The sequence below is a fragment of the Polynucleobacter acidiphobus genome, from assembly GCF_003065385.1.
Taxonomy (GTDB): domain Bacteria; phylum Pseudomonadota; class Gammaproteobacteria; order Burkholderiales; family Burkholderiaceae; genus Polynucleobacter; species Polynucleobacter acidiphobus.
In genome coordinates, this window is record NZ_CP023277.1 from 1,439,888 (window position 1) to 1,462,085 (window position 22,198).

At 49.1% G+C, this 22,198-nt stretch carries 21 protein-coding genes and 1 tRNA gene; 6 read left to right on the forward strand and 16 right to left on the reverse strand.

The annotated features are described in order from the left end of the window. Positions 1–38: 38 nt before the first annotated feature. The 5 genes from AOC32_RS07590 to AOC32_RS07610 all read right to left on the reverse strand — a co-directional run bounded on the left by AOC32_RS07590 (position 39) and on the right by AOC32_RS07610 (position 5,256). A complete protein-coding gene (locus tag AOC32_RS07590) occupies positions 39–554 on the reverse strand; it encodes a tripartite tricarboxylate transporter TctB family protein (protein WP_108508883.1) in 516 nt (171 codons plus the stop codon). A gap of 83 nt (positions 555–637) precedes the next feature. Further along, positions 638–1,648 carry a Bug family tripartite tricarboxylate transporter substrate binding protein gene (locus tag AOC32_RS07595; RefSeq protein ID WP_108508884.1) on the reverse strand — a complete coding sequence of 337 codons (1,011 nt, stop codon included), beginning with the start codon at positions 1,646–1,648 and terminating at the stop codon, positions 638–640. Positions 1,649–1,832: 184 nt separating this feature from the next. Further along, positions 1,833–1,908: transfer RNA gene (locus AOC32_RS07600), tRNA-Thr, on the reverse strand. A gap of 61 nt (positions 1,909–1,969) precedes the next feature. After that, positions 1,970–4,636, reverse strand: coding sequence for an aminopeptidase N (gene pepN, locus AOC32_RS07605; protein WP_108508885.1), 2,667 nt, complete (start codon positions 4,634–4,636; stop codon positions 1,970–1,972). Positions 4,637–4,668: 32 nt separating this feature from the next. Continuing rightward, positions 4,669–5,256: a TMEM165/GDT1 family protein gene (locus tag AOC32_RS07610; RefSeq protein ID WP_108508886.1), complete on the reverse strand. Its 588-nt coding sequence runs from the start codon at positions 5,254–5,256 to the stop codon at positions 4,669–4,671. A 113-nt stretch (positions 5,257–5,369) separates the two neighbouring features. On the opposite strand from AOC32_RS07610, the gene AOC32_RS07615 reads away from it, so the two are divergent. Beyond that, positions 5,370–6,707: a heterodisulfide reductase-related iron-sulfur binding cluster gene (locus AOC32_RS07615; protein WP_108508887.1), complete on the forward strand. Its 1,338-nt coding sequence runs from the start codon at positions 5,370–5,372 to the stop codon at positions 6,705–6,707. Between the two features lie 3 nt (positions 6,708–6,710). Next, a complete protein-coding gene (locus AOC32_RS07620; protein ID WP_234409731.1) occupies positions 6,711–7,316 on the forward strand; it encodes a DUF3501 family protein in 606 nt (201 codons plus the stop codon). Here AOC32_RS07620 and ald read toward each other — a convergent pair. The 4 genes from ald to AOC32_RS07635 all read right to left on the reverse strand — a co-directional run bounded on the left by ald (position 7,296) and on the right by AOC32_RS07635 (position 11,216). Continuing rightward, the gene (gene ald, locus AOC32_RS07625) at positions 7,296–8,438 is read right to left on the reverse strand and encodes an alanine dehydrogenase (protein WP_108508888.1); all 1,143 of its coding nucleotides are present in this window, start codon (positions 8,436–8,438) and stop codon (positions 7,296–7,298) included. The two genes, AOC32_RS07620 and ald, sit on opposite strands and share 21 nt — an antisense overlap. Further along, positions 8,435–9,862 carry an amino acid permease gene (locus AOC32_RS07630; protein WP_407675538.1) on the reverse strand — a complete coding sequence of 476 codons (1,428 nt, stop codon included), beginning with the start codon at positions 9,860–9,862 and terminating at the stop codon, positions 8,435–8,437. The genes ald and AOC32_RS07630 overlap by 4 nt, the downstream gene beginning before the upstream one ends. Before the next feature lie 239 nt (positions 9,863–10,101). Beyond that, positions 10,102–10,257, reverse strand: a complete 156-nt coding sequence (locus AOC32_RS09815; protein WP_199908498.1) for a hypothetical protein — start codon at positions 10,255–10,257, stop codon at positions 10,102–10,104. Positions 10,258–10,436: 179 nt separating this feature from the next. Next, positions 10,437–11,216: a tRNA threonylcarbamoyladenosine dehydratase gene (locus AOC32_RS07635; protein ID WP_108508890.1), complete on the reverse strand. Its 780-nt coding sequence runs from the start codon at positions 11,214–11,216 to the stop codon at positions 10,437–10,439. A gap of 22 nt (positions 11,217–11,238) precedes the next feature. Here AOC32_RS07635 and pdxH point away from each other — a divergent pair, with 22 nt between their 5' ends. Then, a complete protein-coding gene (gene pdxH, locus AOC32_RS07640) occupies positions 11,239–11,886 on the forward strand; it encodes a pyridoxamine 5'-phosphate oxidase (protein ID WP_108508891.1) in 648 nt (215 codons plus the stop codon). A gap of 9 nt (positions 11,887–11,895) precedes the next feature. Here pdxH and msrA read toward each other — a convergent pair whose 3' ends face one another. Continuing rightward, complete coding sequence (gene msrA, locus AOC32_RS07645) at positions 11,896–12,438, reverse strand: peptide-methionine (S)-S-oxide reductase MsrA (protein ID WP_108508892.1); 543 nt, start codon at positions 12,436–12,438, stop codon at positions 11,896–11,898. 25 nt (positions 12,439–12,463) lie between these two features. After that, a complete protein-coding gene (gene leuE, locus AOC32_RS07650; protein ID WP_199908499.1) occupies positions 12,464–13,186 on the reverse strand; it encodes a leucine efflux protein LeuE in 723 nt (240 codons plus the stop codon). A gap of 141 nt (positions 13,187–13,327) precedes the next feature. Between leuE and AOC32_RS07655 the strand changes: the two genes are divergently transcribed. Continuing rightward, positions 13,328–14,650, forward strand: a complete 1,323-nt coding sequence (locus tag AOC32_RS07655) for a DEAD/DEAH box helicase (protein ID WP_108508893.1) — start codon at positions 13,328–13,330, stop codon at positions 14,648–14,650. 12 nt (positions 14,651–14,662) lie between these two features. Beyond that, positions 14,663–15,253, forward strand: coding sequence for a chorismate--pyruvate lyase family protein (locus tag AOC32_RS07660; protein ID WP_108508894.1), 591 nt, complete (start codon positions 14,663–14,665; stop codon positions 15,251–15,253). Here AOC32_RS07660 and AOC32_RS07665 read toward each other — a convergent pair. Then, positions 15,201–16,040 carry a uroporphyrinogen-III synthase gene (locus AOC32_RS07665; RefSeq protein WP_199908500.1) on the reverse strand — a complete coding sequence of 280 codons (840 nt, stop codon included), beginning with the start codon at positions 16,038–16,040 and terminating at the stop codon, positions 15,201–15,203. The genes AOC32_RS07660 and AOC32_RS07665 overlap by 53 nt on opposite strands. A gap of 4 nt (positions 16,041–16,044) precedes the next feature. Then, positions 16,045–16,974 (reverse strand): hydroxymethylbilane synthase, encoded by a 930-nt coding sequence (gene hemC, locus AOC32_RS07670; protein ID WP_108508895.1) that lies wholly within the window; start codon positions 16,972–16,974, stop codon positions 16,045–16,047. A 53-nt stretch (positions 16,975–17,027) separates the two neighbouring features. Between hemC and argH the strand changes: the two genes are divergently transcribed. Continuing rightward, entirely contained in the window at positions 17,028–18,458 is a 1,431-nt protein-coding gene (gene argH / locus AOC32_RS07675; protein WP_108508896.1) for an argininosuccinate lyase, read from the forward strand. 4 nt (positions 18,459–18,462) lie between these two features. On the opposite strand, the gene AOC32_RS07680 is transcribed toward argH, so the two are convergent. The 3 genes from AOC32_RS07680 to AOC32_RS07690 are packed head-to-tail and all read right to left on the reverse strand — an operon-like array spanning position 18,463 to position 22,155. Beyond that, the gene (locus tag AOC32_RS07680; RefSeq protein ID WP_108508897.1) at positions 18,463–20,715 is read right to left on the reverse strand and encodes an arginine/lysine/ornithine decarboxylase; all 2,253 of its coding nucleotides are present in this window, start codon (positions 20,713–20,715) and stop codon (positions 18,463–18,465) included. A 6-nt stretch (positions 20,716–20,721) separates the two neighbouring features. Beyond that, complete coding sequence (dcd, locus tag AOC32_RS07685; protein WP_108509393.1) at positions 20,722–21,288, reverse strand: dCTP deaminase; 567 nt, start codon at positions 21,286–21,288, stop codon at positions 20,722–20,724. 54 nt (positions 21,289–21,342) lie between these two features. Continuing rightward, positions 21,343–22,155, reverse strand: coding sequence for a formate dehydrogenase accessory sulfurtransferase FdhD (locus tag AOC32_RS07690; protein ID WP_108508898.1), 813 nt, complete (start codon positions 22,153–22,155; stop codon positions 21,343–21,345). Positions 22,156–22,198 lie beyond the last annotated feature (43 nt).

The following is a 22,198-nucleotide window of genomic DNA, read 5'->3' on the forward strand; positions in this document are numbered from 1 at the left end:
GTTCCTCTTATCTTTTTAGTTTTTGGGATGAATGTGTCTTATTGAATGCCAACCAATGCGAGCGGATTAATGAGTGAGCCGCTAGGCAACGGAATCTGGAACCAGTACTCAAACATCATGTAGAGCGCTACGCTGACGGCAACACCGAGGGTGATTGATTTCCATGCGGCGTACTTACCAATCCAAATCATGAAAAAAGCAATGTAAATGGCGGCCGAAACATAGATGCCAATCAATTGCATCAATAAGACAAAAATGAAGGCGGGAACGAGAACGGCTAATACCTGACGAAATGGTCCTTTGTCCACAAAAGACTCATTACTCAATTCTTTTTGCCGAATCGCTTGAATCAAGGTTGCGGCGCTAGAAATCAAAATAATCAAACTAATGTAAAAAGGGAAATATCCTGCTTGCGGGCCATCGCTACCCCAGCTCGATCCCAATTTAATACTGCCTTGCATGATGACGATTGCAAAAACAAGGAAAGTAAGCGAGACCAAAATCTCAGCGGTGCGCATACTCAATAAGGCGTTTTGATTTGATTGCTCTGACATAACCGTATTTTTCTAGTATTTTTTAAATCGTTAGGTAAAAAAATAAGACCCCACAATGAGGTCTTATTTCTCAAGTCACATAATTACTTCGCGATAAATCCTGCTTCTTTCATCAGCTGAGCGTGAGTAGCATCGGCCTTTTCTAACCAAGCTACGTATTCTTTGCCGGTCATAAAGGTTTGGTTAAACGCGCCATCAGCCATGAACTTCTTCCACTCGGGTGTCTCACGAACTTTTTTGAACAAATCAACATAGAAGTCGACTTGAGCTTGAGTCACACCAGGCGGCATGAAAATACCACGCAACATGACATAGTCTGTGTTAACGCCAACCTCTTTACAGGTTGGAACATCATTCCACGATAGAGTGGCTGTGATTTTCTCTTTATAGGGCATACGCTGCGTATCAAATACGCACTGGGCAGTTAAAGTGCCAGCACGCCACTGAGCAACCGCTTCAATTGGATTATTTACAGTGGAGTCGACGTGATTACCCACTAACTGAACTGCTACCGCGCCACCGCCTCCAAAGGGTACGTATGTGAACTTAGTACCGGTTGCCTTCTCAAGCGCTACAGTAATGATTTGGTCTTCTTGCTTCGAGCCTGTACCGCCCATCTTGAACTTGCCTGGGCCCGCAGCTTTGGCTGCATCAATATAGTCTTTAGCGGACTTGTAACCTTTTGAGGTATTGGTCCACAACACGAACTGATCAAGTGCCAACATTGCAACCGGGGTCATATCTTTCCAACTAAATGGCACGCCAGTAGCACGAGGGGTAGTAAAGAGATTTGAGAGGGTAATGATGATCTTGTTGGGATCACCTTTGGCTTCTTTAATCGCCAGATAACCTTCTGCGCCTGCACCCGCACCCTTATTCACGGGGATGATCGACTGCTTCATCAGGTTATGTTTGGTGATAATTCCCTGAATCATTCGCGCCATTTGATCAGCGCCACCACCAGGGCCGGCAGAAATAATAAATTCAACGGGTTTTGTTGGCTCCCACTTAGCCTGTGCCTGAGCGGTCGTGGTAGCAGCAAAACCTGCCATCAACGCAACACTCAATAGGGTGGACTTGAATTTCAAACGCATGGCTGCTCCTCCAAAAAGTTTTTCAAAGTATTAAATTTGTTATGTAGCAACTTTGATGACTAATTCTTCAATAAAAGTTTTAGACAAAAATTGACAGACATCAACAAACAAAAATTTTCACATAAGTAAAACCCGTACTGACTAGTGAAAACCCGTACTTTATGGACTTATTTCAGGGGTAAATTGGTGCCGGAAATAGGAATCGAACCTACGACCTTCGCATTACGAATGCGCTGCTCTACCAACTGAGCTATTCCGGCATGAACCTTAGGAACAAGATTACGTTAAGCCTGTGATTTTATCCCAGCAAAATCAATGCCTTTATGGCTTGCTGGGATCAGCGCTCGCCAACGCTTTGGAGACCACCTCGCGCACATCGGGAGAGAGGCGGCCAACTGCTGCTATGGTCCCTAGCGCCGCTTTCATCGGCCTTTGGTAGCTCGGTGCAAACTGACGCCAGCGGTCTAAACCACGGGCGAGTCGTGCCGCTACCTGGGGATTGATCTCATCAAGTGCAATCACTTGCTCGGCCCAAAAGGCATAGGTCACGCCATCGGCCGCATGAAATCCACCTGGGTTACTCAAACAAAATGCATGAATGAGGCTACGTACCCGATTGGGGTTATTCATCTGAAAAGCAGGATGACGCATGAGCGCCTGAACGTAGCCAAGCGCAGACTGACCCTTAGTTTGCGGGGGTCGAGCAGCCTGCAAAGCAAACCACTTATCAACTACGAGCGGGTCTTCGGCAAAACGCTGATAAAAATCGGCCAAGGCATTCTCAGCCTGTGGTGCGTGAGCAAACACAAGGGCCTGTAAAGCCGCAAAGCGATCGGTCATATTGTTCGCCAGCTCGTATTGCTCTTCGGCAACCTCACACCATTGACTGTCCTTAGTTTCTACAAGCATCATGAGCGCATCATTTTTGAGAGCGCGCAGCCCCATACTCTTGGCATCCGGGCTGTAGTTTGCTGAGGTTTGGAGTAAGCGGTAGGTCTTTGCCCAATCGGATTTAAGCGCTTTTGCCACTGCTGACTTAAAGCCTCTACGTGCCCAGTGCAATTGCTGAGGATCGACGGACTGAACCTGCTCATACAAATAGGTTTCAGCTGGCAGCGTGAAGAGAAGTTGTTTAAAAGCCGGGTCGAATTGCGGATCGACTAGCAATCCACGGTAGGCCTCTAGCAATCGCTGATCTGGCTTTCGGTCTGCCAAAATCAATTGCTGAGCCAGCTTTTGCACAGCCTCCCACCGATTAAATGAATCCGTTTCATTTGCCATGAGAGCGAGCAGCTCCGCTTCACTTTGCTCATGCTCAAGCACAATCGGTGCAGAGAAATCCCGATTGATCGAAAGGACTGGTTTGGCAGGAATTTGCTTCACTACCCAAGTTTGCTCTGGCTGGGTCAGCTCCAGTAATACCTCTTGACCAAAATACTGCGCTTCTTTTGGGGTGATCGATGCGCCTTCCTCAAATAACAAACTTGCTTTCAATGGAATATGAAATGGTTTTTTGGTCTTCTGCCCAGGTGTCGGCGGGCAATATTGCTCTAGGCTTAGGCGATATTCTTTCTTGCGAGCATCAAAGTGCTCCTTCACTCGGACTCGTGGGGTACCCGATTGGCTGTACCAGTTTTTAAACTGGCTGAGATCACGCCCATTGGCGTCTGCCATCGCGGCGATGAACTCATCGCAGGTCACCGCCATCCCATCGTGACGCTTGAAATACAAATCCATGCCACGACGAAAGCCATCGACGCCAAGCAAAGTTTGGTACATGCGCACCACCTCGGCGCCCTTCTCATAGACCGTTACCGTATAAAAATTATTAATTTCTTGATACTCGTCAGGCCGAATCGGATGGGCCATGGGCCCCGCATCCTCGGGGAACTGCAACTGGCGCAATAAACGCACATCATCGATGCGTTTAACCGCCCTACCAGACTCTGTGCCCATTTGATCGGCTGAAAACTCTTGATCCCGAAAGACTGTTAAACCTTCTTTCAGGGAAAGTTGAAACCAATCCCTACAGGTCACCCGATTGCCCGTCCAATTATGAAAATACTCGTGCGCAACGACACTTTCCACATTGGCAAAATCGGTATCCGTCGCCGTTTGCGCGTCCGCCAGTACAAACTTGGTATTAAAGATATTGAGGCCCTTATTCTCCATCGCCCCCATATTGAAATCACTCACCGCCACAATCATGAAACGCTCTAGATCAAGCTCTAACCCAAAACGTTTCTCATCCCAGACAATCGATCGCTTTAGCGAGTCCATCGCGTGATGGGTTTTATGTAGATCACGAGGCTCAACCCAAATTTGCAACAGTTTTTTATCACCACTTCGAGATGTAATGACATCCTCTAGACAAACCAATTTGCCAGCCACTAAGGCAAATAGATAGGAGGGCTTCGGAAACGGATCTTCCCAGATAGCGCTGTGCCAACCATCGGCCAAATCCTCTTTGGCAATCAAATTGCCATTCGAGAGCAAGACTGGGTAATCGGCTTTCAGCGCGCGCATGGTCACGCGGTAGCGCGCCATCACATCGGGACGATCCTGGAAATACGTGATTTTGCGAAAACCTTCTGCTTCGCATTGCGTAAAGAAATTACCACGTGAAACATACAATCCCATCAGTGAGGTATTTTTATCGGGAATGCATGCTGTTTTAATTTCAATCACAAAACGCTGCTTGCCTTGATGAGGCAAACCATGAATCACCAATCTCCCTGGCGTTAGCTCCAAATGGCGATGCGTCTGGCCATTGATGCGCAGGCTAATGAACTCTAGATCCTCCCCATCTAAGATAAGGGGAAGCTCGTCTTTAGCGGTTTGCGTTACCTCACCTGGAATTACCTCAATGCGACTATGCACCAGGGTACGTTGGGGCATTAACTCAACATCGAGTTCCACTTGGCCAAATTGATAATCAGGGGCTTTGTATTGAGAGCGCAAGAAGCGCTTGGCAGAATCAGTTCGCATGAAACGATTTTAGTTGGATCTTTACTTAACGCTTACGCGAAATCTCCGCCCCATAGCAAGGTCGCCAGTCCAAGCAGAATGAATATCATGGCCGCAATGCGATGCACCCACGCAATTGGCAGGCGCTTGGTAAATTGTTTACCAAGCCATACTGCTGGGGCATTGGCCAGCATCATGCCAAGTGTGGTTCCCAGGGTTACAGATATCACACTGTCGTACTTGGCGCCCAGAGCAATCGTCGCAATTTGCGTCTTATCACCCATCTCAGCAATGAAAAACAAAGTAGTGGTCAAAACAAAAATTGCCCAAGCTCCTTTTGCTGGTTTTGTGGCCTGGTCTTCGTCCAATTTGTCGGGGATCAGTAGCCAAGCGCCAAGTGCTAAAAATCCAATTCCCAGAATCCAACGCAACAGATCAGGACTCAGTAGCCCAGCAACCCAATGCCCCACAAAAGCTGCGAGCGCGTGGTTCACAAGAGTCGCCAGCAAGATGCCCCAAATGATCGGCCAGGCATGCTTGGGATAGCGCGCAGCAAGCATGAGAGACAAAAGCTGGGTCTTGTCCCCGATTTCCGCGAGAGCTACGACCCCAGTGGAAATCAATAATCCATAAAAATCCATATAAATCAGTTATTTAAATAAAATCTATCAATATTTTTAATTAATACAATTTGGCTATCATAGGAAAAAACCCTAAACTGCGTGCATCTTAATTTTTCCTCGAAGGCAATCTCATGACTTTACGCGAAGGTAATCTCGAAGCCCCAACTAGACACCCCTTGGACTGGACCAATCCGGATTTCTACAACACCGAAAAGCTCGAAGCCGAGATGGAACGGGTGTTTGATCTTTGCCATGGTTGCCGCCGCTGCGTCAATCTCTGTGGTTCATTCCCCACCCTGTTTGACCTCGTCGATGCGACTGAGGAAGGTGAAGTTGAGGGAGTGGCGAAAGCAGACTATCAAAAAGTGGTCGATCAGTGCTATCTGTGCGACGTTTGCTACATGACCAAGTGTCCCTACACCCCACCCCACCCTTGGAATATTGACTTCCCGCATTTGATGTTGCGCGCCAAGGCGGTTGCCTTCAAAGAAGGTAAAACGACTTTCCGTGACAAGCTGCTGTCTTCCACTGACAAGCTCGGTCAGTTCGCGGGCATTCCAATCGTGACCCAAGCGGTCAATGCCGTCAACAATTTGGGTGTCACGCGCTTAATGATGGAAGGTGCCTTAGGTGTTGATAAAAAAGCATGGGTTCCTGAATACGCTTCGAAGACCTTCCCCCAATTGGCAAAGGCATCGGCAGCGTTTCCAGTAAAAGATGGCCAACGCACCCCCGGTAAGGTCGCCATCTATGCCACCTGCTACATCAACTACAACGAGCCTGGCATTGGTCAAGATCTCATCAAGATTCTTAATCACAACCAGATCCCGTATGCGCTGGTTGATAAAGAGGCTTGCTGTGGCATGCCTAAACTCGAATTGGGTGACCTTGAGTCCGTGAAAGAAAACAAGGACAAGAACATCCCCAAACTTGCTAAGTTGGCGCGTGAGGGTTACGCGATTGTGACTCCAATCCCATCGTGCACCTTGATGTTTAAACAAGAACTACCCCTCATGTTCCCGGATGATGCCGATGTGCAAGCAGTAAAAGACGCCATGTGGGATCCATTTGAGTACTTTATTGCGCGCAGTAAAGATGGTCTCTTAAATCAAGACTTCAAAGAAGAGTTGGGGCATGTGAGTTACCACGTTGCCTGCCATTCACGCGTACAAAACGTTGGTCAGAAAACTGCTGAAGCACTGAAACTCATTCCAGGTACTGAAGTGAATGTGGTTGAGCGCTGCTCAGGCCACTCTGGCACCTGGGGTGTTAAGAAAGAGTTTCATGCGATGGCGATGAAGATTGGACGTCCAGTGTTCCGCAGCATGGCTGAAGAATCACCAAACTACATTAGCTCCGATTGCCAACTCGCTGGGCACCATATTGCGCAAGGGATGGATGAACTGGGTCTGCCCAAGACCGCTATGGCTCACCCACTCACACTAATGGCTAAAGCCTACGGACTCTAAATCATGACAACAGGATCAATTGAAATGGGAAAAATTACTCGCGATAGTTTATTAAGCCTTGAGGCTTATCACAAAGCACGCCCCGAAATGAGGGCGCGCGCCATTGCGGAACGCAAACTGCGTACCGTTCACTTGGGTGAGCATCTCACACTGATTTTTGAAAACGAGTTCTTAATGCGTTATCAGATTCAAGAGATGTTGCGCGTTGAGAAAACCTTCGAAGACGAAGGTATTCAAGATGAATTGGATGCCTACAATCCAATGGTACCCAGTGGTTCAGACTTCAAGGTAACCATGATGATTGAGTACCCCAATGAGGCAGATCGTCGCGTAGCACTGGCTAAATTAGTCGGAGTGGAAGATCGGATTTTTATTGAAGTTGAAGGTCAGCCACGGGTCTATGCGATTGCCGACGAAGATCTAGAACGAGCAACGACCGAGAAAACCTCGGCCGTGCACTTCCTGCGCATTCCATTAACACCCGCCATGAAAGAGGCACTCAAGGCCGGTGCTCAAATGATGGTGGGTTGCGACCACAAGGGATACCCCATGCATGTCGAAACCCTCCCCCATGAAACACTCGCCTCTTTAGTCACAGACCTCGACTAAATCGGGGCGTAGTAAAGCCTCATCCGCTGAGACATACGACCGCTTCTGCGCCCGGGCGACCGGTGCGGAAGTGAGTTGCCCTTGATAGACGCTTAAGCCATTCCTTAAATGCGTGTTCTGGCGCAATGCTTCTATCACTCCAAGATTAGCAATCTGCTCAATGAATGGATAGGTGGCATTGGTTAAGCCAATCGTGGATGTCCGCGCAACCGCACCGGGCATATTGGCCACACAATAATGAATTACTCCATGCTCTACATAAGTGGGCTCCGCATGGGTAGTGGGTCGTGAGGTCTCAAAACAGCCGCCTTGGTCAATGGCCACATCGACCAACACAGATCCAGCTCGCATCTGCCCGATCATGGCCTTGGTTACCAATTTAGGTGCTGAGCCACCTGGCAGCAACACTGCACCAATCACCAAATCACTATCTCTCACTGCATTCTCAATACTCTGTTGATCAGAGAATAGGGTTTGCACCCGATTACCGTAGAGTGCATCGATCTGCCGCAGTCGATCCAAATCGCGATCCATGATGCTCACGTGTGCGCCCATACCAACTGCAATTTGTAAGGCATGACGTCCGACCACGCCTGCACCCAAGATCAATACCTTTGCAGCAGCAACCCCAGGGATACCACCCAACAACAATCCAGAGCCACCTTTGGATTTCTCCAAATGCGCTGCACCCGCCTGAATGGACATCCTTCCAGCCACCTCACTCATGGGTGCCAACAGTGGCAGTGCGCCACTCGATGAGGTCACCGTCTCATACGCAATGCAAATGGCCTTGGACTGGATTAACGCTTCCGTTTGCACAGGATCAGGGGCCAAATGCAAATAGGTAAAGAGAGTTTGATCCTCGTGAAGCATCGCACACTCCTGTGGCTGCGGCTCTTTCACCTTCACAATCAACTCAGCATCTGCGAAGACCGCTTTAGCATCTGCCATTAATTTTGCTCCAGCTGCTTCGTATTGCTCGTTAGCAAAGCCGATTTGTGCCCCAGCATTTTGTTCCACTAGCACTGTATGGCCTTGCCGCGTCAGACTGCTCACCAAACTGGGGGTAAGGCCCACTCGAAACTCATTGTTCTTAATTTCTTTTGGAATACCAATAATCATTTTTGCTCTCCTAATTGAAGTACGTGTTTTTTATCAATCCCCAATACGAAATACAGGATTAAATAAATGGTTAATAAGATGGGACCCACAATCAATGCCATGCGCGCATCCTCATGAAAACTCATCAAGACAATGACGAGCGCAATGAAGGCCAATGCAAACCAACTGGAATATGGCCACCACGGAGCGCGATACGATAGCTGGGCAAGCTGGTCCTTGCTTAGACTTGCCCGAAAGCGATAGTGCGTATACAGAATGGAAATCCAAACCATCAGACCCACAAAAGTAACGGCTGCCATCATGTAATGGAATGCCTTCTCAGGGACAAAATAGTTAAGCACTACACCCACCATTGGTACGCAAACCGTTCCAATCACAGCGCGATGCGGAACGCCACTATTTGACAGCTTTACAAATGGTTTTGGTGCATACCCATTGGCTGATAGTGCATACAGCAAGCGTCCGCCACTAAATACACCGGCGTTGCAAGCAGATAAGGCTGCGGTAATCACCACGAAATTAACAATACCCGCGGCCTCACGTAAACCAATGCGCTCAAACATCGCTACAAATGGACTGCCTTGCTGACCTACTTCATTCCAGGGAAAGATAGCCAGAATCACCATTAGTGCACCTAGATAAAAAATGAGGATGCGCCAAATGAGCGAATCAATGGCCATCGGAATCGTCTGTTTTGGATTTTGTGCCTCGCCCGCCGATAGGCCGATCATTTCAATCCCGACATAGGCAAACAACACCATATGCAAGGAGAGCAAAAATCCACTAAAGCCGTTCGGGAAAAATCCGCCATGCTGCCAAAGATTTCCCAATCCCATCGGTACCCAATCATTGGTAAACCCAAAGAAGATGACCGAACAACCCAGTGCAATCATGAGCACAATCGCCATAATTTTGATGAGCGCAAACCAAAACTCAAACTCACCAAATACTTTGACAGCAATGAGATTAATCAGCCCCATGAGGATGATGGAAGAGAGTGCCCAAATCCATTGCGGTATATCTGGGAACCAAACCCCCATATAGATACCAACTGCGGTGACTTCTGCAATGGCCACCACCACCCAATAGGTCCAATACCCCCAACCCACCATGTATCCAGCCAAGGGATTAACGTAGGTATTGGCATAAGTGGCGAATGATCCCGTCACTGGTTCATGAACAGCCATTTCACCCAAGGTTCGCAAAACCACGAATGCAACCATGCCAGCTAAAAAATAGGCAAGCAAAATCGATGGTCCTGCAATTTGAATTGCGGTGGCAGATCCTAAAAATAATCCGACACCAATGGTCGAACCCAAAGCCATTAATCGAATGTGTCTGACTTTGAGATGGCGCTTTAAGCCTTCTTCATTCTTCTCCAAGAGAACTCCTTTCATGATGACGGTGGCACAACGCCACCGCATGAAAGTCTATGGAGCGAATACGATTGAAACTAGTGCTTAAAAACTATAGAAGTATCAAGAACGAAATTAATAACTAAGCAACTTTGAGAATCTACTGAATTATCAATGCATGTTGCAATAATAAAAATAGTTGCTTACAGAAAAATCCGTAAATTCTTACAGGGATAGCCCTAGTCATTTTGGGCTAATTTCGGATAAAAAAAACCCCAGCAAGCTGGGGTTCTCTTAGACAAAAAGGATTACTTCTTGGCTGGAGCTGGAGCAGCAGCAGGAGCTGGAGCAGCAGCAGCTGGCTTAGCAGCATCTTTCTTCTCGTCTTTCTTAGCTGGAGCAGCTTGAGCGAAAACACCAGCAGAGAACAAACCAGCAACTAACATAGCAACGATCTTTTTCATGTAAAACTCCAAAGTAAAAATTAATAAACGTAGTCTCCTACGGAAATACAACAGCCTAGGAAAAACCAATGTAGCTACGAATGGCTTTTTCAAAGACTATTCCTTTAACGCTTAGCCATTAAAAAGGGTTGACATACCGGTGATATGAAAATAATTGTTCAAAAACAATTACTTAGCCATCAATCTAAGACTTGACTCTGGATTGCACTTAAGATTTCTGCGGCAGCTAAAAACCCAAAAGAGGCGGTGACGTTCACTGTAGAGCCATAACCCGAACAAGCCAGCCCACTACTTCCGTCACCACGCATATTCTCTGCAGAGTAAACCGCCCTAATCCCCATCGGCAACTTAAGATCCTTGGTGAAGGAATGGTTTTTTCTGAGCTCAGCCCTAATTTTTGCCAATAAAGGATCGTGTGTGGCTTTAGCCAAATCATCCGCATTTAAGAAACGTGGGTTGACCTTCCCGCCTGCCCCTCCGCACATCACCAAAGGAATCCGCTGATGTTTACAAAAACTAGCGAGCGCTACCTTCGCCGATACATCGTCGCAGGCATCCAGAACAAAAGAGTCTTTTGGAATAATCTGCTCTAAATTAGCTGGCTCTGCAAACACATCGTGCATGGTGATCGTAATCATTGGATTAATTGCTTGAAGACGCTCAGCCATGGCCAGCACTTTGGCCTTCCCAAAGCTTCCTTCGATGGCATGCAACTGACGATTCACATTACTTGGGGCAATGTGATCAAAATCCACTAAGACTAAATGCCCAATGGCTGAGCGAGCCAAGGCCTCAGCAGCCCACGAACCAACCCCACCCAAACCAATCACCACGACGGCGGCCTGGCCAAAGGCCTTAAAGGCATTCTCACCGTAAAGACGGGCCACCCCGGCAAATCGTCGATCTGCAATTTCATCGGTCTGACAAATACCTGGGTCAACTACTCTTTCGTTTGCCATACGCTCTCTTTATACTCAATCCATGAGCTCAATCAGTAAAAACCTAGCCGATTTACGGAAAAACTATACCGCAGGGCAACTATCGGAACATGAGCTGCCTCTAGATCCGATCATCTTGTTTGAAACCTGGTTTGAGCAAGCTAGTCAGGCAGAGTGCCCAGAGCCCAATGCAATGGTACTAGCGACAGCGGATGTATCAGGCACGCCGTCAGCCCGGGTGGTTTTGTTAAAAGGAATCAGCCAAGGCGATTTTTGTTTCTTTACGAATTACGATAGCCAAAAAGGGCAAGAGCTCGCAAACCGCCCGCAAGCGGCACTGCTGTTTCATTGGCACGAGTTAGAACGCCAAGTACGAATTAATGGCATTGTCTCCAAACTGAGTGCAGCTGAGAGTGATGATTATTTTTTTCAACGCCCCCCAGCCTCTCGCATCGGCGCTTGGGCTTCACCCCAAAGCCGAGAAATTGAAAGTCGTGCTTTTTTAGAACAAGAAGAGCGACGCTTTAAAGAACAATTTGGAGAAAACCCTCCGCGACCAGCCCAGTGGGGAGGATATCGCCTAAAACCTGAGAGGATTGAATTCTGGCAAGGCCGCCCCTCACGTTTGCACGATCGCATTTTGTATACCAAGGCTCAAGAGACATGGCGCATTAGTCGCCTAGCGCCTTAATACAGAACTTTAATCCTTCAATAAGGATGCGAAGGTTTTTTTGAACTTACTGACCTTGGGACCTACAACTGCCATGCAATAGCCCTGAAACGGGTGATTGCGATAGTAGTTCTGATGGTAGTCTTCCGCAGGATAAAAAACGGGGGCCATAATCACTTCCGTAACAATCGGATCAGAAAAGTGCCGTTGCTCCTCAAGCTCTTTGACTAGCTCCTTAGCAATTTGTAATTGCTGCTCGTTGAGCGCATAAATCACGGAGCGATATTGCGTTCCAACATCATTGCCCTGGTAGTTCAATGTGGTTGGATCATGAATCACAAAGAAAATCTCTAGCAACTGCCGATACGAAATGATGGCGGGATCAAACTCAATTTGAACAACCTCGGCGTGACCCGTCGACTCTGAGCACACCGCCTCATAGCTTGGATTTTCGACATGACCTCCTGCATAGCCCGAAATCACATGCGTAACGCCCTGAACCCGCTGATAGACCGCCTCAAGGCACCAGAAACACCCACCGCCCAATATCGCCTTCTCTAGAACTGTTGTCACTAGGATTCTCCAATGCTGTATGAACTTAACTACCCATTAGTAAGCGTAATGCAAAATAGATAAATAGGATGCCGACCCCAAACCACAGCATAGCCGCCCATTGCGGATGACGCTCAATGCTGTGCGCGAGAGTTTCACCAAGCCAAATCAGTGCACCCAAATAGGTGATGCTAATCACCTGCAAGATAATGGCGAGGTATAAAAAACTCAGGGCCGGATTGGCAAATTGCGGATCGACAAATTGAGTAAAGAAGGAGATAAAGAAAAAAATGGCTTTTGGATTCGTGAGCGATAAACCGAGCGCCGCCACAAATGGATGCATTTGCATGAGTCGCATCGAGTTTGTTTGGTCATCTTTCTGCAAAGATCGGTTTTGAAGGCGATGCCAGGCCGCACGCATCAAACCCAAAGCCAGCCACAGCAAGTAAATGGCTCCTAGCCAACGTAATGCCATAAAAAGGCCAGGAGAATTCTGTAAGAGCGATGCGGCCCCCAAAACAATGGCCACCATGAGAATCGAATCGCCCACCACAATGCCCAATGATGCCCACATCCCGGCCCTCCAGCCCTGCTTGGATGAGGCTGTCAGGACATAAAGGGAGTTTGGACCCGGCAATAAAACAATCGCGATAGTGCCCAGAATAAAGGTCGGCAACTGCACGACGCCCACATGGGTCAAATTCATCCAATCCAGCATGACTAGATCATAAACAGGAAACGTGTCATAATGGAGGGCTTTTTGAAACATCGTCCCCAGCAATTTACATTTTTCAGCGTTTTGGTTTTTACCCCGCTGCCGCTTGTCTGATGGTCGATGCCCTTGACCATCGCGCCTTTACATAAACCAGGCGCACAACCGGAGACCATCCTGTAAGAGGATGGGTATTGCATGTCACATTCTGCTGAAATTACGAATCATTCATTTGCTTCATTGAACTTAGCTGCGCCTTTACTCAAGAACATTGAGGCGCTCGGCTATACCCAAGCCACCCCCGTACAGGCACAGGTTATTCCTGCGACCCTCGAGGGTGGTGATTTATTGGTGAGCAGCCAAACAGGAAGCGGCAAAACCGCTGCCTTTTTATTGCCACTTCTACATCAACTCGTTCTAGCTAACCCCCATGGCAGCCCTGTGCCTGGTCGCGCTCAGCCCAAGATCTTGGTCTTGTGCCCAACCCGCGAACTCGCCCAACAAGTTGCCACCGATGCGATTAATCTTGCGCGTGGCATTAAGAGCCTACGGATTGCTACCATCATGGGCGGTATGCCCTATGGCAAGCAAATCCAAGCGATTAAGGGTGCGAGCTTAGTCGTAGCGACTCCAGGTCGCTTGCTAGATTTATTTAACTCTCGTGCTATTCGCTTAGATCAAGTTGAGTGCCTAGTCGTCGACGAGGCCGATCGCATGCTTGATCTTGGGTTTGCTGAAGATCTTGAGGCAATCGATGAGCGTTGCAAAGGCCGTTCCCAAACACTGATGTTCTCAGCGACATTCGCACCACGCATCATGAGCCTTGCCTCAAATCTGACTAAGGATGCTAAGCGGATTGAGCTTGCCCATGCCGGTGAAGCGCATGCCAATATCGCCCAAAAACTCCATTGGGCTGACAATATGGCGCATAAGCATCGTTTGTTGGAGCACCTGCTCTCCGACCCCGAGCTCGATCAAGCAGTTGTCTTCGCAAGCACCCAAGTGGAAAGCGAAAAGATTGCCGACACCTTGCGTGCCAATGGCTATCAAGCGAGTGCCTTGCATGGCGCCATGCCACAGGCCGTTCGCAACCGTCGCCTCGATTCATTACGTAAAGGTCAAACCCGTATTTTGGTTGCCACTGATGTCGCTGCGCGTGGAATTGACGTACCCCGAATCAGTCACGTGATCAATTTTGGTCTGCCCATGAAACCTGAGGACTATACGCACCGCATTGGTCGTACTGGTCGTGCTGGACGCAATGGTATCGCCATTACACTGGCCGAGCATCGTGATCGCGTTAAGATTAGAGCGATTGAGCGATTTACTCAGCAACCCATGGCTGCTGCAGAAATTGCAGGTCTTGAGCCCCAACAAAAACCAAGTGCACATAAACCCAATCATCGCCCTGGGGCTGCTAAACGCAGTAAGCCCAAGTTTGGGGGACAGGCTCGCAAAAGTTCAGGGCCGCGCTTTGGTTCCCGTACAGGCTCATTTCAAAATAGCCCGCGTCAGCATTAATTAGCGCCTTGTATGTTGTGGCGGAAGTCTCGCTCCCCATCGACCTGGCATCAACTTAACCATGGAGCACCTTTGGGTGCTCCATTGGCATTACAAGAATGGTTAAGCGATACTGGATCGCTCACACGCAAACTCGAGAGGGCACTTCTCTACCCCGAAGATCGTCACCTTGAGTTGCAGATCCTTGCTGATTGCAAACAAAATCTAGTTGCATCCGAAAAAAAATTCTTTCGACGCCCGATCAATCGCTCGCGCATTCGTGAGATTTTGCTGTGCGATCGGGGCGAACCAATTGTGATGGCGCGTAGTGTATTACCCATCACGAGCTCCATTGGTAGTAACCACAGGATTCTGAAACTGGGTCATAAACCCTTGGGCGCGGTTTTATTTGCCAAAGTTCTCAAAGGACGCTTTCGCCCCATTCGGCAAATCGTTCGTTTAGACCATCATCATCCGGAGTGGAAAGCCTGCCAGCGCCGTTATGCAGATCTCCCCAAACGCGTTTGGGCCAGACGCACACTCTACCAACTCAATGGCCATCCTTTACTGGTCATGGAAATCTTTTTACCTGCTCTGCTAGCCAAGCAGCCGCAGAGTGACTAATCGACTCGTCCCGCGGCTCACAAACCGAGATATTTTTAAAGCCGATCTGCTGTGCCGCATGTGCGATATTGGCGTGACTGCACAAGGCCGAGCTACTCTCAATCGCCAGTCTTGGAATTCGACTCACCTCTTTACAGCGCTCACCCAAATGGCGCACTGCCTCAGAGGATGTTAAGGTCCATAAAGTATGCCGTGGATCAAGTTCGGCGCACGACTGCCACAATGGACTGGCAAGATCTAATGGAACACGCGAGTAGATCGATAGAATCTCAAGCCCAGCACTAACTGAGCGAAGTTGCTCGATCAGGGTCTCACGACCTCCCTCGCCCTTAATGATCAAAACGGATTCCTTAGGCCAGGCGCTGATGTTGGTTTGAAGGACCTTCCATAAACCCTCAGAGTCCGATTCATCCTGGGCGGGAACCAAGATCGACTCTTCGGCTAGGCCGTGCCGGATCAGCGCCTCTTGACTGCTCTGCCCCACCACCCCAATCCTGACCCCAGGGTTCACTAATTGCTCCCAGGACGAGTTAGCATCATCGACGGCTCGCATGGCGCACTCGATCGCATTGGGACTCACAAAAATAATCAGAGTTGCGCGTTGTAGGGCTGTGCGTAACTGCGTTAAGAGCACTAAATCATTTTTTGGAATAATCGTCAGTAAGGGTAGGCTCATGATCCGCACCGATGAATTAACTGCCTTCGTAGCTGCTTCGATTAGTTCAGTTAAGCGGCGTGCTTGACCGGTCGGTCGGGTTACGATAATCGCCGGTTCAAACGCCTTCACGGATTTAGTGCGGCAATAAGGCTGCCGCCCCCTTCGAAATCAAATCATCGGCAATCGCTAAGCCAAACGCTTCCGCTTCTTGATAATTACTGATTGCACGCGAACCAGAAGCCAAACAAATTTGCCGACCATCGGTGCTAGCCACATACGAGCGCATCGAGAGCTCTTGCGAGTTTTGCCATTGTGCGTGAGCCGCCAGAGGCACCTCACACGAGCCCCCTAATTTACGTGACACCGCCCGCTCGGCAGTCACTGCGAGGGCGGTTGGTAAATCATTTAAAGGCGCCAGCCAAGCTTTCACATCGGGACGTGCGCTCAAGGTTTCAATGCCCAATGCCCCTTGGCCCGCAGCTGGGGTGTGGGGGTCGTAGGGTAACAAAGCTTTAATGCGAGCACCCATCCCTAGGCGCTTTAAGCCTGCAGCGGCCAAAATGATGGCCTGGTACTCACCACGGTCAAGCTTAGCCATCCGCGTATCTAAATTACCGCGCAATGGCTCAACCCGTAAATGAGGATATTGGCTCCGAATAATCGCTTCACGCCGCAAGCTTGAGGTACCAACCACTGCTCCTGCGGGTAACTCAGCCAAGCTGGCATAGTCATTGGATACCAAGGCATCGCGCGCATCCTCACGCACCATGATGCATGACAGATCAAAGCCCTCTGGCATCACCATCGGTATGTCTTTTAGCGAGTGAACGGCAAGATCAGCACGACCATCCTCCAGGGCAGTTTCTAGCTCTTTCACAAAGAGGCCCTTGCCTCCCACCTTGGAGAGGGCACGATCTAAGATTTGATCGCCTTTGGTGGTCATTCCTAGGATGATGACCTCGCAGTTGGGGTACAACTTTTTAAGACATGCTTGAACATGTTCGGCTTGCCACATGGCAAGCCTGCTCTCACGAGAGGCAATAACTAAACGCGTTGGGCTCATAGGGCAACTTCAGAATTAAAATAAACTGTTACGACACACAATATACTGTGTTTATGAGCTCATCCAAAAATTCTTTAGCCAACAAATCCAAAGCGTGGTCTGGCCGCTTTACAGAACCCGTCGATTCCCTGGTTCAGCACTACACCTCCTCACTGGCCTTTGACCAGCGCCTAGCCCTAGTGGATATTGCGGGATCTCTGGCTCACGCCGAGATGCTGGCTGCCCAGAAAATCATTTCGAAGGCTGATTTCATAGCCATCCAAAAGGGCATGGCGCAGATCGAAAAAGAAATTGTGTCTGGGCGCTTTGATTGGCAATTAGCCCTTGAAGATGTTCACCTCAATATTGAAGCCAGGCTCACCAAATTGATTGGGGATGCGGGCAAACGTCTACATACTGGCCGCTCACGCAATGATCAAGTCGCCACCGATATTCGTTTATGGCTCAGAAGTGAAATTGATTTGATTTTGGCGGATCTCACACGTTTACGCGAGGCATTTCTCAACTTGGCGGAGCAACATGCCAACACCATCATGCCGGGTCATACCCATCTGCAAGTAGCTCAACCCGTCACATTTGGGCATCATTTGCTCGCTTACTACGAGATGTTTACCCGTGATTCAGAGCGCTTAGCCGATTGCCGGGCGCGAGTGAATCAATTGCCTTTGGGTGCTGCCGCTCTAGCTGGCACCAGCTACCCGATTGATCGGGCTCGGGTTGCTAAAACACTGGGTTTTGATGGGGTCTGTCAAAACTCGCTCGACGCAGTGTCTGATCGTGATTTTGCAATTGAGTTTTGTGCAAGCGCCGCGATTCTCATGATGCATGTCTCAAGACTATCTGAAGAGTTGATTTTGTGGCTCAGCCCACGCTTTGGCTTTATTGATTTGCCAGACCGGTTTTGTACCGGCAGCTCAATCATGCCCCAGAAGAAAAACCCCGATGTCCCAGAATTAGCGCGGGGTAAGACCGGTCGAGTGAATGGTGATTTGATTGCTCTTCTTACCCTCATGAAGGGCCAGCCGCTTGCCTATAACAAGGACAATCAAGAAGATAAAGAGCCGCTCTTCGATGCTGTCGATACAGTTAGCCAAACGATCCAAATTTTTGCGGATATGGTCCCTCACATCAGGGTTAATGAGGCCACCATGGAACAGACAGCCGAAGAGGGTTTTGCAACCGCTACGGATCTGGCCGATTACTTGGTTAAACAAGGATTGCCATTTCGGGATGCGCATGAGGCGGTTGCTCATGCAGTCAAACGCTGCGTCGAGAAAGATTGCGCCTTAAGTGATCTCAGTCTGGCGGAGCTCATTAAGGCTTGCGGATTAAACCCCAAGTCCAAATTAATTACCCAAGAGGTATTTGCGGTCTTAACCCCCAAGGGTTCAGTGGGTTCCCGCAATCACGTGGGAGGCACCGCCCCTAAGCAGGTTATTGCAGCCATCAAACGCGCCCGCACCAACCTGAAAAGAAGTAATTAATCGTTTAAGCGCGCACGCAGTCGACGTAGTAACCGTTATTGCCATCGGCATTTTTAACCAAGCCATGGATATCGGTTTCAAAGCCCGGGAACTGTTGGTTAAAGTCACGAGCAAAGCGTAAGTAATCCACAATCGCTTTATTAAAACGCTCACCCGGAATTAGCAGCGGAATCCCCGGGGGATATGGCGTCACCAACATGGCGGTGATACGACCCTCAAGCTCATCAATCGGCACTCGGTCAATGTCTTTATGGGCCATCTTGCTCCAGGCATCGCCCGGGACCATCGCCGGTTCCATGTTCGAGAGGTACATCTCGGTGGTCATACGGGCTACGTCGCGGCTCTTATAAAAAGAATGGATTTGCGCGGAAATCTCTTGCAGACCAACCCTCTCATAACGGGGGTGCTTGGCGACAAACTCAGGCAACACCTTCCAGAGAGGTTGGTTCTTATCAAAGTGATCCTTGAACTGCTGTAATTCGGTCACCAGAGTATTCCAACGTCCTTTGGTAATACCAATCGTGAACATGATGAAGAATGAATAGAGTCCAGTCTTTTCCACGATCACGCCGTGCTCGGCTAGGTACTTGGTCACAATACTTGCCGGAATACCAATCTCGCCAAAATTACCTTCGATATCCAAGCCTGGCGTAACCACCGTTGCTTTAATGGGGTCGAGCATATTGAAGTTCTTGGCTAAAGGACCAAAGTCATGCCAATAGGCGTTGGGCTCCAAAATCCAATCGTCACGCGTTCCAATGCCCTCTTCAGCCAAATGATCTGGGCCCCAAACCTTAAACCACCAGTCAGAGCCAAACTCCTCATCGACCTTACGCATCGCACGCCTAAAATCTAAGGCTTCGGCAATCGACTCTTCAACCAAGGTGGTGCCGCCTGGCGACTCCATCATGGCTGCCGATACATCGCATGAGGCAATAATCGCGTACTGAGGACTGGTCGAGGTATGCATCAAATAGGCCTCGTTAAAGCAATCTCGATCAAGCTTGCGCTCCTGAGCATCCTGCACCAAGACTTGAGAGGCTTGCGATAAGCCAGCGAGTAATTTATGGGTCGACTGGGTCGAGAACAATAGGCTCTTTTGTGGAGGTTTGCGATGCTGGCCAATCGCATGCATGTCCTGATAAAAAGGATGAAAAGCAGCATGTGGTAACCATGCCTCATCGAAATGCAGGCTATCGACCTTACCATCGAGCATGGACTTGATCATCTCAACGTTATACACAATTCCGTCATAGGTGCTTTGAGTAATCGTTAAGACCCGTGGCACAACATTTTTATCTTTGATAAAGGGATTGGCCGCAATCTTTTTCTGAATATTGGCCCACTCAAACTCTTCTTTTGGAATAGGTCCAATAATGCCAAGATGATTACGTGTGGGCATCAAAAATACTGGGATCGCACCCATCATCATGATCGAATGAATCACCGATTTGTGGCAATTGCGATCGACTAGAACCACATCGCCCGGCGCCACCGTCGAGTGCCAAACAATTTTGTTCGAGGTCGACGTGCCGTTGGTGACAAAAAACAAATGGTCTGCATTGAAGATACGTGCGGCATTGCGCTCACTGGCCACCACGGGTCCGGTGTGATCTAACAACTGACCCAATTCTTCCACCGCATTGCAGACGTCGGCACGCAACATGTTCTCACCAAAAAATTGATGGAACATACGACCGACTGGGCTCTTCAAGAAGGCAACGCCTCCTGAATGGCCTGGGCAGTGCCATGAATAGGAACCCTCGGAGGCATAGTGGGTGAGAGCCCGAAAGAACGGGGGCGCTAAGGAATCAAGATAGACCTTGGCCTCACGAATGATGTGGCGCGCCACGAACTCCGGCGTATCTTCGTTCATATGAATGAAGCCATGCAGCTCACGCAAAATATCGTTCGGAATATGGCGCGAGGTCCGGGTCTCGCCATATAAAAAGATTGGGATGTCTTCATTGCGTTTACGCACTTCAACAACAAACGAGCGCAGATTGGCAATTGCTGGAAGATCACTATCTTCCGGATCTATCACCGCATCAAACTCTTCATCGTCAATCGACAAAATAAAGCATGATGCTCGCGAGGCTTGCTGCGCAAATGAGGTGAGATCGCCATAACTGGTCAAACCAATCACCTCAATTCCTTCCTTCTCAATCGCGACTGCTAGGTCACGAATGCCAGAACCCGAAATGTTCTCGGAGCGGAAGTCTTCATCAATGATGATGATCGGGAAACGAAATTTCATGATAGCTTAGGTTTTGGGTAGGGTAACGCCGTGTTGGCCTTGGTACTTACCACCACGGTCCTTGTAGGAGGTGCCGCATACTTCATCGCTCTCAAAGAAAAGAACTTGAGCGCAACCCTCACCTGCATAAATTTTGGCTGGCAATGGGGTGGTGTTCGAAAACTCCAGGGTGACATAACCTTCCCACTCGGGCTCAAAGGGCGTGACGTTGACGATGATTCCGCAACGCGCATAGGTGCTCTTGCCTACGCAAATGGTTAGCACATTACGGGGGATCTTGAAATACTCGACCGTTCTCGCCAAGGCAAACGAATTGGGGGGGATGATGCAGACATCGCCCCTGAAATCCACAAATGATTTTTCATCAAATTGCTTCGGATCCACAATCGTGCTGTTGATATTGGTGAAGATCTTGAACTCATTGGCGCATCGAATGTCATAGCCATAACTTGATGTGCCATAACTCACAATTTTTTGCCCTGCGGCGTTCGTCCGAATTTGGCCGGGCTCAAAGGGGCTAATCATGCCCCCTTCGGCCATCCGGCGGATCCAATGGTCAGATTTAATAGTCATGGCGGGATTGTAAGACTTTCGTGCCCAAGTGGGCATAAAGCCCCGCATTCAGGTCTAGGGTGTCTGAAAAACCACACGCTCTGGGGCGTTGTAGATCTCAAAGTGCTTGCCAGAGCAACGCGAGAGCAGGGTTAAATGGGTCTTTTTAGCCAACTCCAAGCCCATCTGCGTGACTCCGGAACGGGTGAGCAGAAAGGGAATACCCATCTGAGCCCCTTTAATCACCATCTCCGAGGTTAGGCGTCCGGTCGTAAAAAAGATTAACTCTTCACCCTGGCGCTTGGCTAACCAGAGCAAGCCTGAAATGGAATCAACCGCGTTGTGCCGCCCCACATCCTCAATCAGATGTAAGAGTCTGACCCGATCATCTCCGGCGCGCTCAAATACAGCGCAGGCATGCACAGAGCCAGCTTTCTTATAGATGGTTTCGTGAGCCCGGATTTGCTCTAAGAGATCCACAATCGCCGCTTGGTGAAGCTTGGGACCATCTGGCAGCCGAATCTGGGCCATATCCTCCATCAGCCCACCAAACATGGTTCCCTGACCACAGCCCGTAGTCACAACCCGCTTACTGGTAATTGAATCAATATCGACTGTGCTTCGGCGGGTCTTGACCGCCGCTGAGTCGGTTTCCCAATCAACCTGAATGCTCTCAATATCCTCAGCCGACTCCACCAATCGTTGGTTGCGCAAATACCCTAAGACCAAAGCCTCGGGCGCGGAACCCAAGGTCATGAGGGTCACCACCTCCCGCTTATCCAAATAGATCGTCAGCGAGCGCTCTCCCGGAATAAAAGTTGTTTTCTGACGCCCCAGCTCATCAATAATTGCCACCTCATGAACTACCGGTACCGAGGCATTGGTCATTGCAATAGTCGATTGTGAAGTCCTACTCATCGGTGGTTTGATC

Coding starts and splice junctions, on each gene's coding strand:
- AOC32_RS07590 (WP_108508883.1), bottom strand. CDS start 554: ATGTCAGAGCAATCAAATCAAAACGCCTTATTGAGTATGCGCACCGCT.
- AOC32_RS07595 (WP_108508884.1), bottom strand. CDS start 1,648: ATGCGTTTGAAATTCAAGTCCACCCTATTGAGTGTTGCGTTGATGGCA.
- pepN (WP_108508885.1), bottom strand. CDS start 4,636: ATGCGAACTGATTCTGCCAAGCGCTTCTTGCGCTCTCAATACAAAGCC.
- AOC32_RS07610 (WP_108508886.1), bottom strand. CDS start 5,256: ATGGATTTTTATGGATTATTGATTTCCACTGGGGTCGTAGCTCTCGCG.
- AOC32_RS07615 (WP_108508887.1), top strand. CDS start 5,370: ATGACTTTACGCGAAGGTAATCTCGAAGCCCCAACTAGACACCCCTTG.
- AOC32_RS07620 (WP_234409731.1), top strand. CDS start 6,711: ATGACAACAGGATCAATTGAAATGGGAAAAATTACTCGCGATAGTTTA.
- ald (WP_108508888.1), bottom strand. CDS start 8,438: ATGATTATTGGTATTCCAAAAGAAATTAAGAACAATGAGTTTCGAGTG.
- AOC32_RS07630 (WP_407675538.1), bottom strand. CDS start 9,862: ATGCGGTGGCGTTGTGCCACCGTCATCATGAAAGGAGTTCTCTTGGAG.
- AOC32_RS09815 (WP_199908498.1), bottom strand. CDS start 10,257: ATGAAAAAGATCGTTGCTATGTTAGTTGCTGGTTTGTTCTCTGCTGGT.
- AOC32_RS07635 (WP_108508890.1), bottom strand. CDS start 11,216: ATGGCAAACGAAAGAGTAGTTGACCCAGGTATTTGTCAGACCGATGAA.
- pdxH (WP_108508891.1), top strand. CDS start 11,239: ATGAGCTCAATCAGTAAAAACCTAGCCGATTTACGGAAAAACTATACC.
- leuE (WP_199908499.1), bottom strand. CDS start 13,186: ATGTTTCAAAAAGCCCTCCATTATGACACGTTTCCTGTTTATGATCTA.
- AOC32_RS07655 (WP_108508893.1), top strand. CDS start 13,328: ATGTCACATTCTGCTGAAATTACGAATCATTCATTTGCTTCATTGAAC.
- AOC32_RS07660 (WP_108508894.1), top strand. CDS start 14,663: ATGTTGTGGCGGAAGTCTCGCTCCCCATCGACCTGGCATCAACTTAAC.
- hemC (WP_108508895.1), bottom strand. CDS start 16,974: ATGAGCCCAACGCGTTTAGTTATTGCCTCTCGTGAGAGCAGGCTTGCC.
- argH (WP_108508896.1), top strand. CDS start 17,028: ATGAGCTCATCCAAAAATTCTTTAGCCAACAAATCCAAAGCGTGGTCT.
- AOC32_RS07680 (WP_108508897.1), bottom strand. CDS start 20,715: ATGAAATTTCGTTTCCCGATCATCATCATTGATGAAGACTTCCGCTCC.
- dcd (WP_108509393.1), bottom strand. CDS start 21,288: ATGACTATTAAATCTGACCATTGGATCCGCCGGATGGCCGAAGGGGGC.
- AOC32_RS07690 (WP_108508898.1), bottom strand. CDS start 22,155: ATGACCAATGCCTCGGTACCGGTAGTTCATGAGGTGGCAATTATTGAT.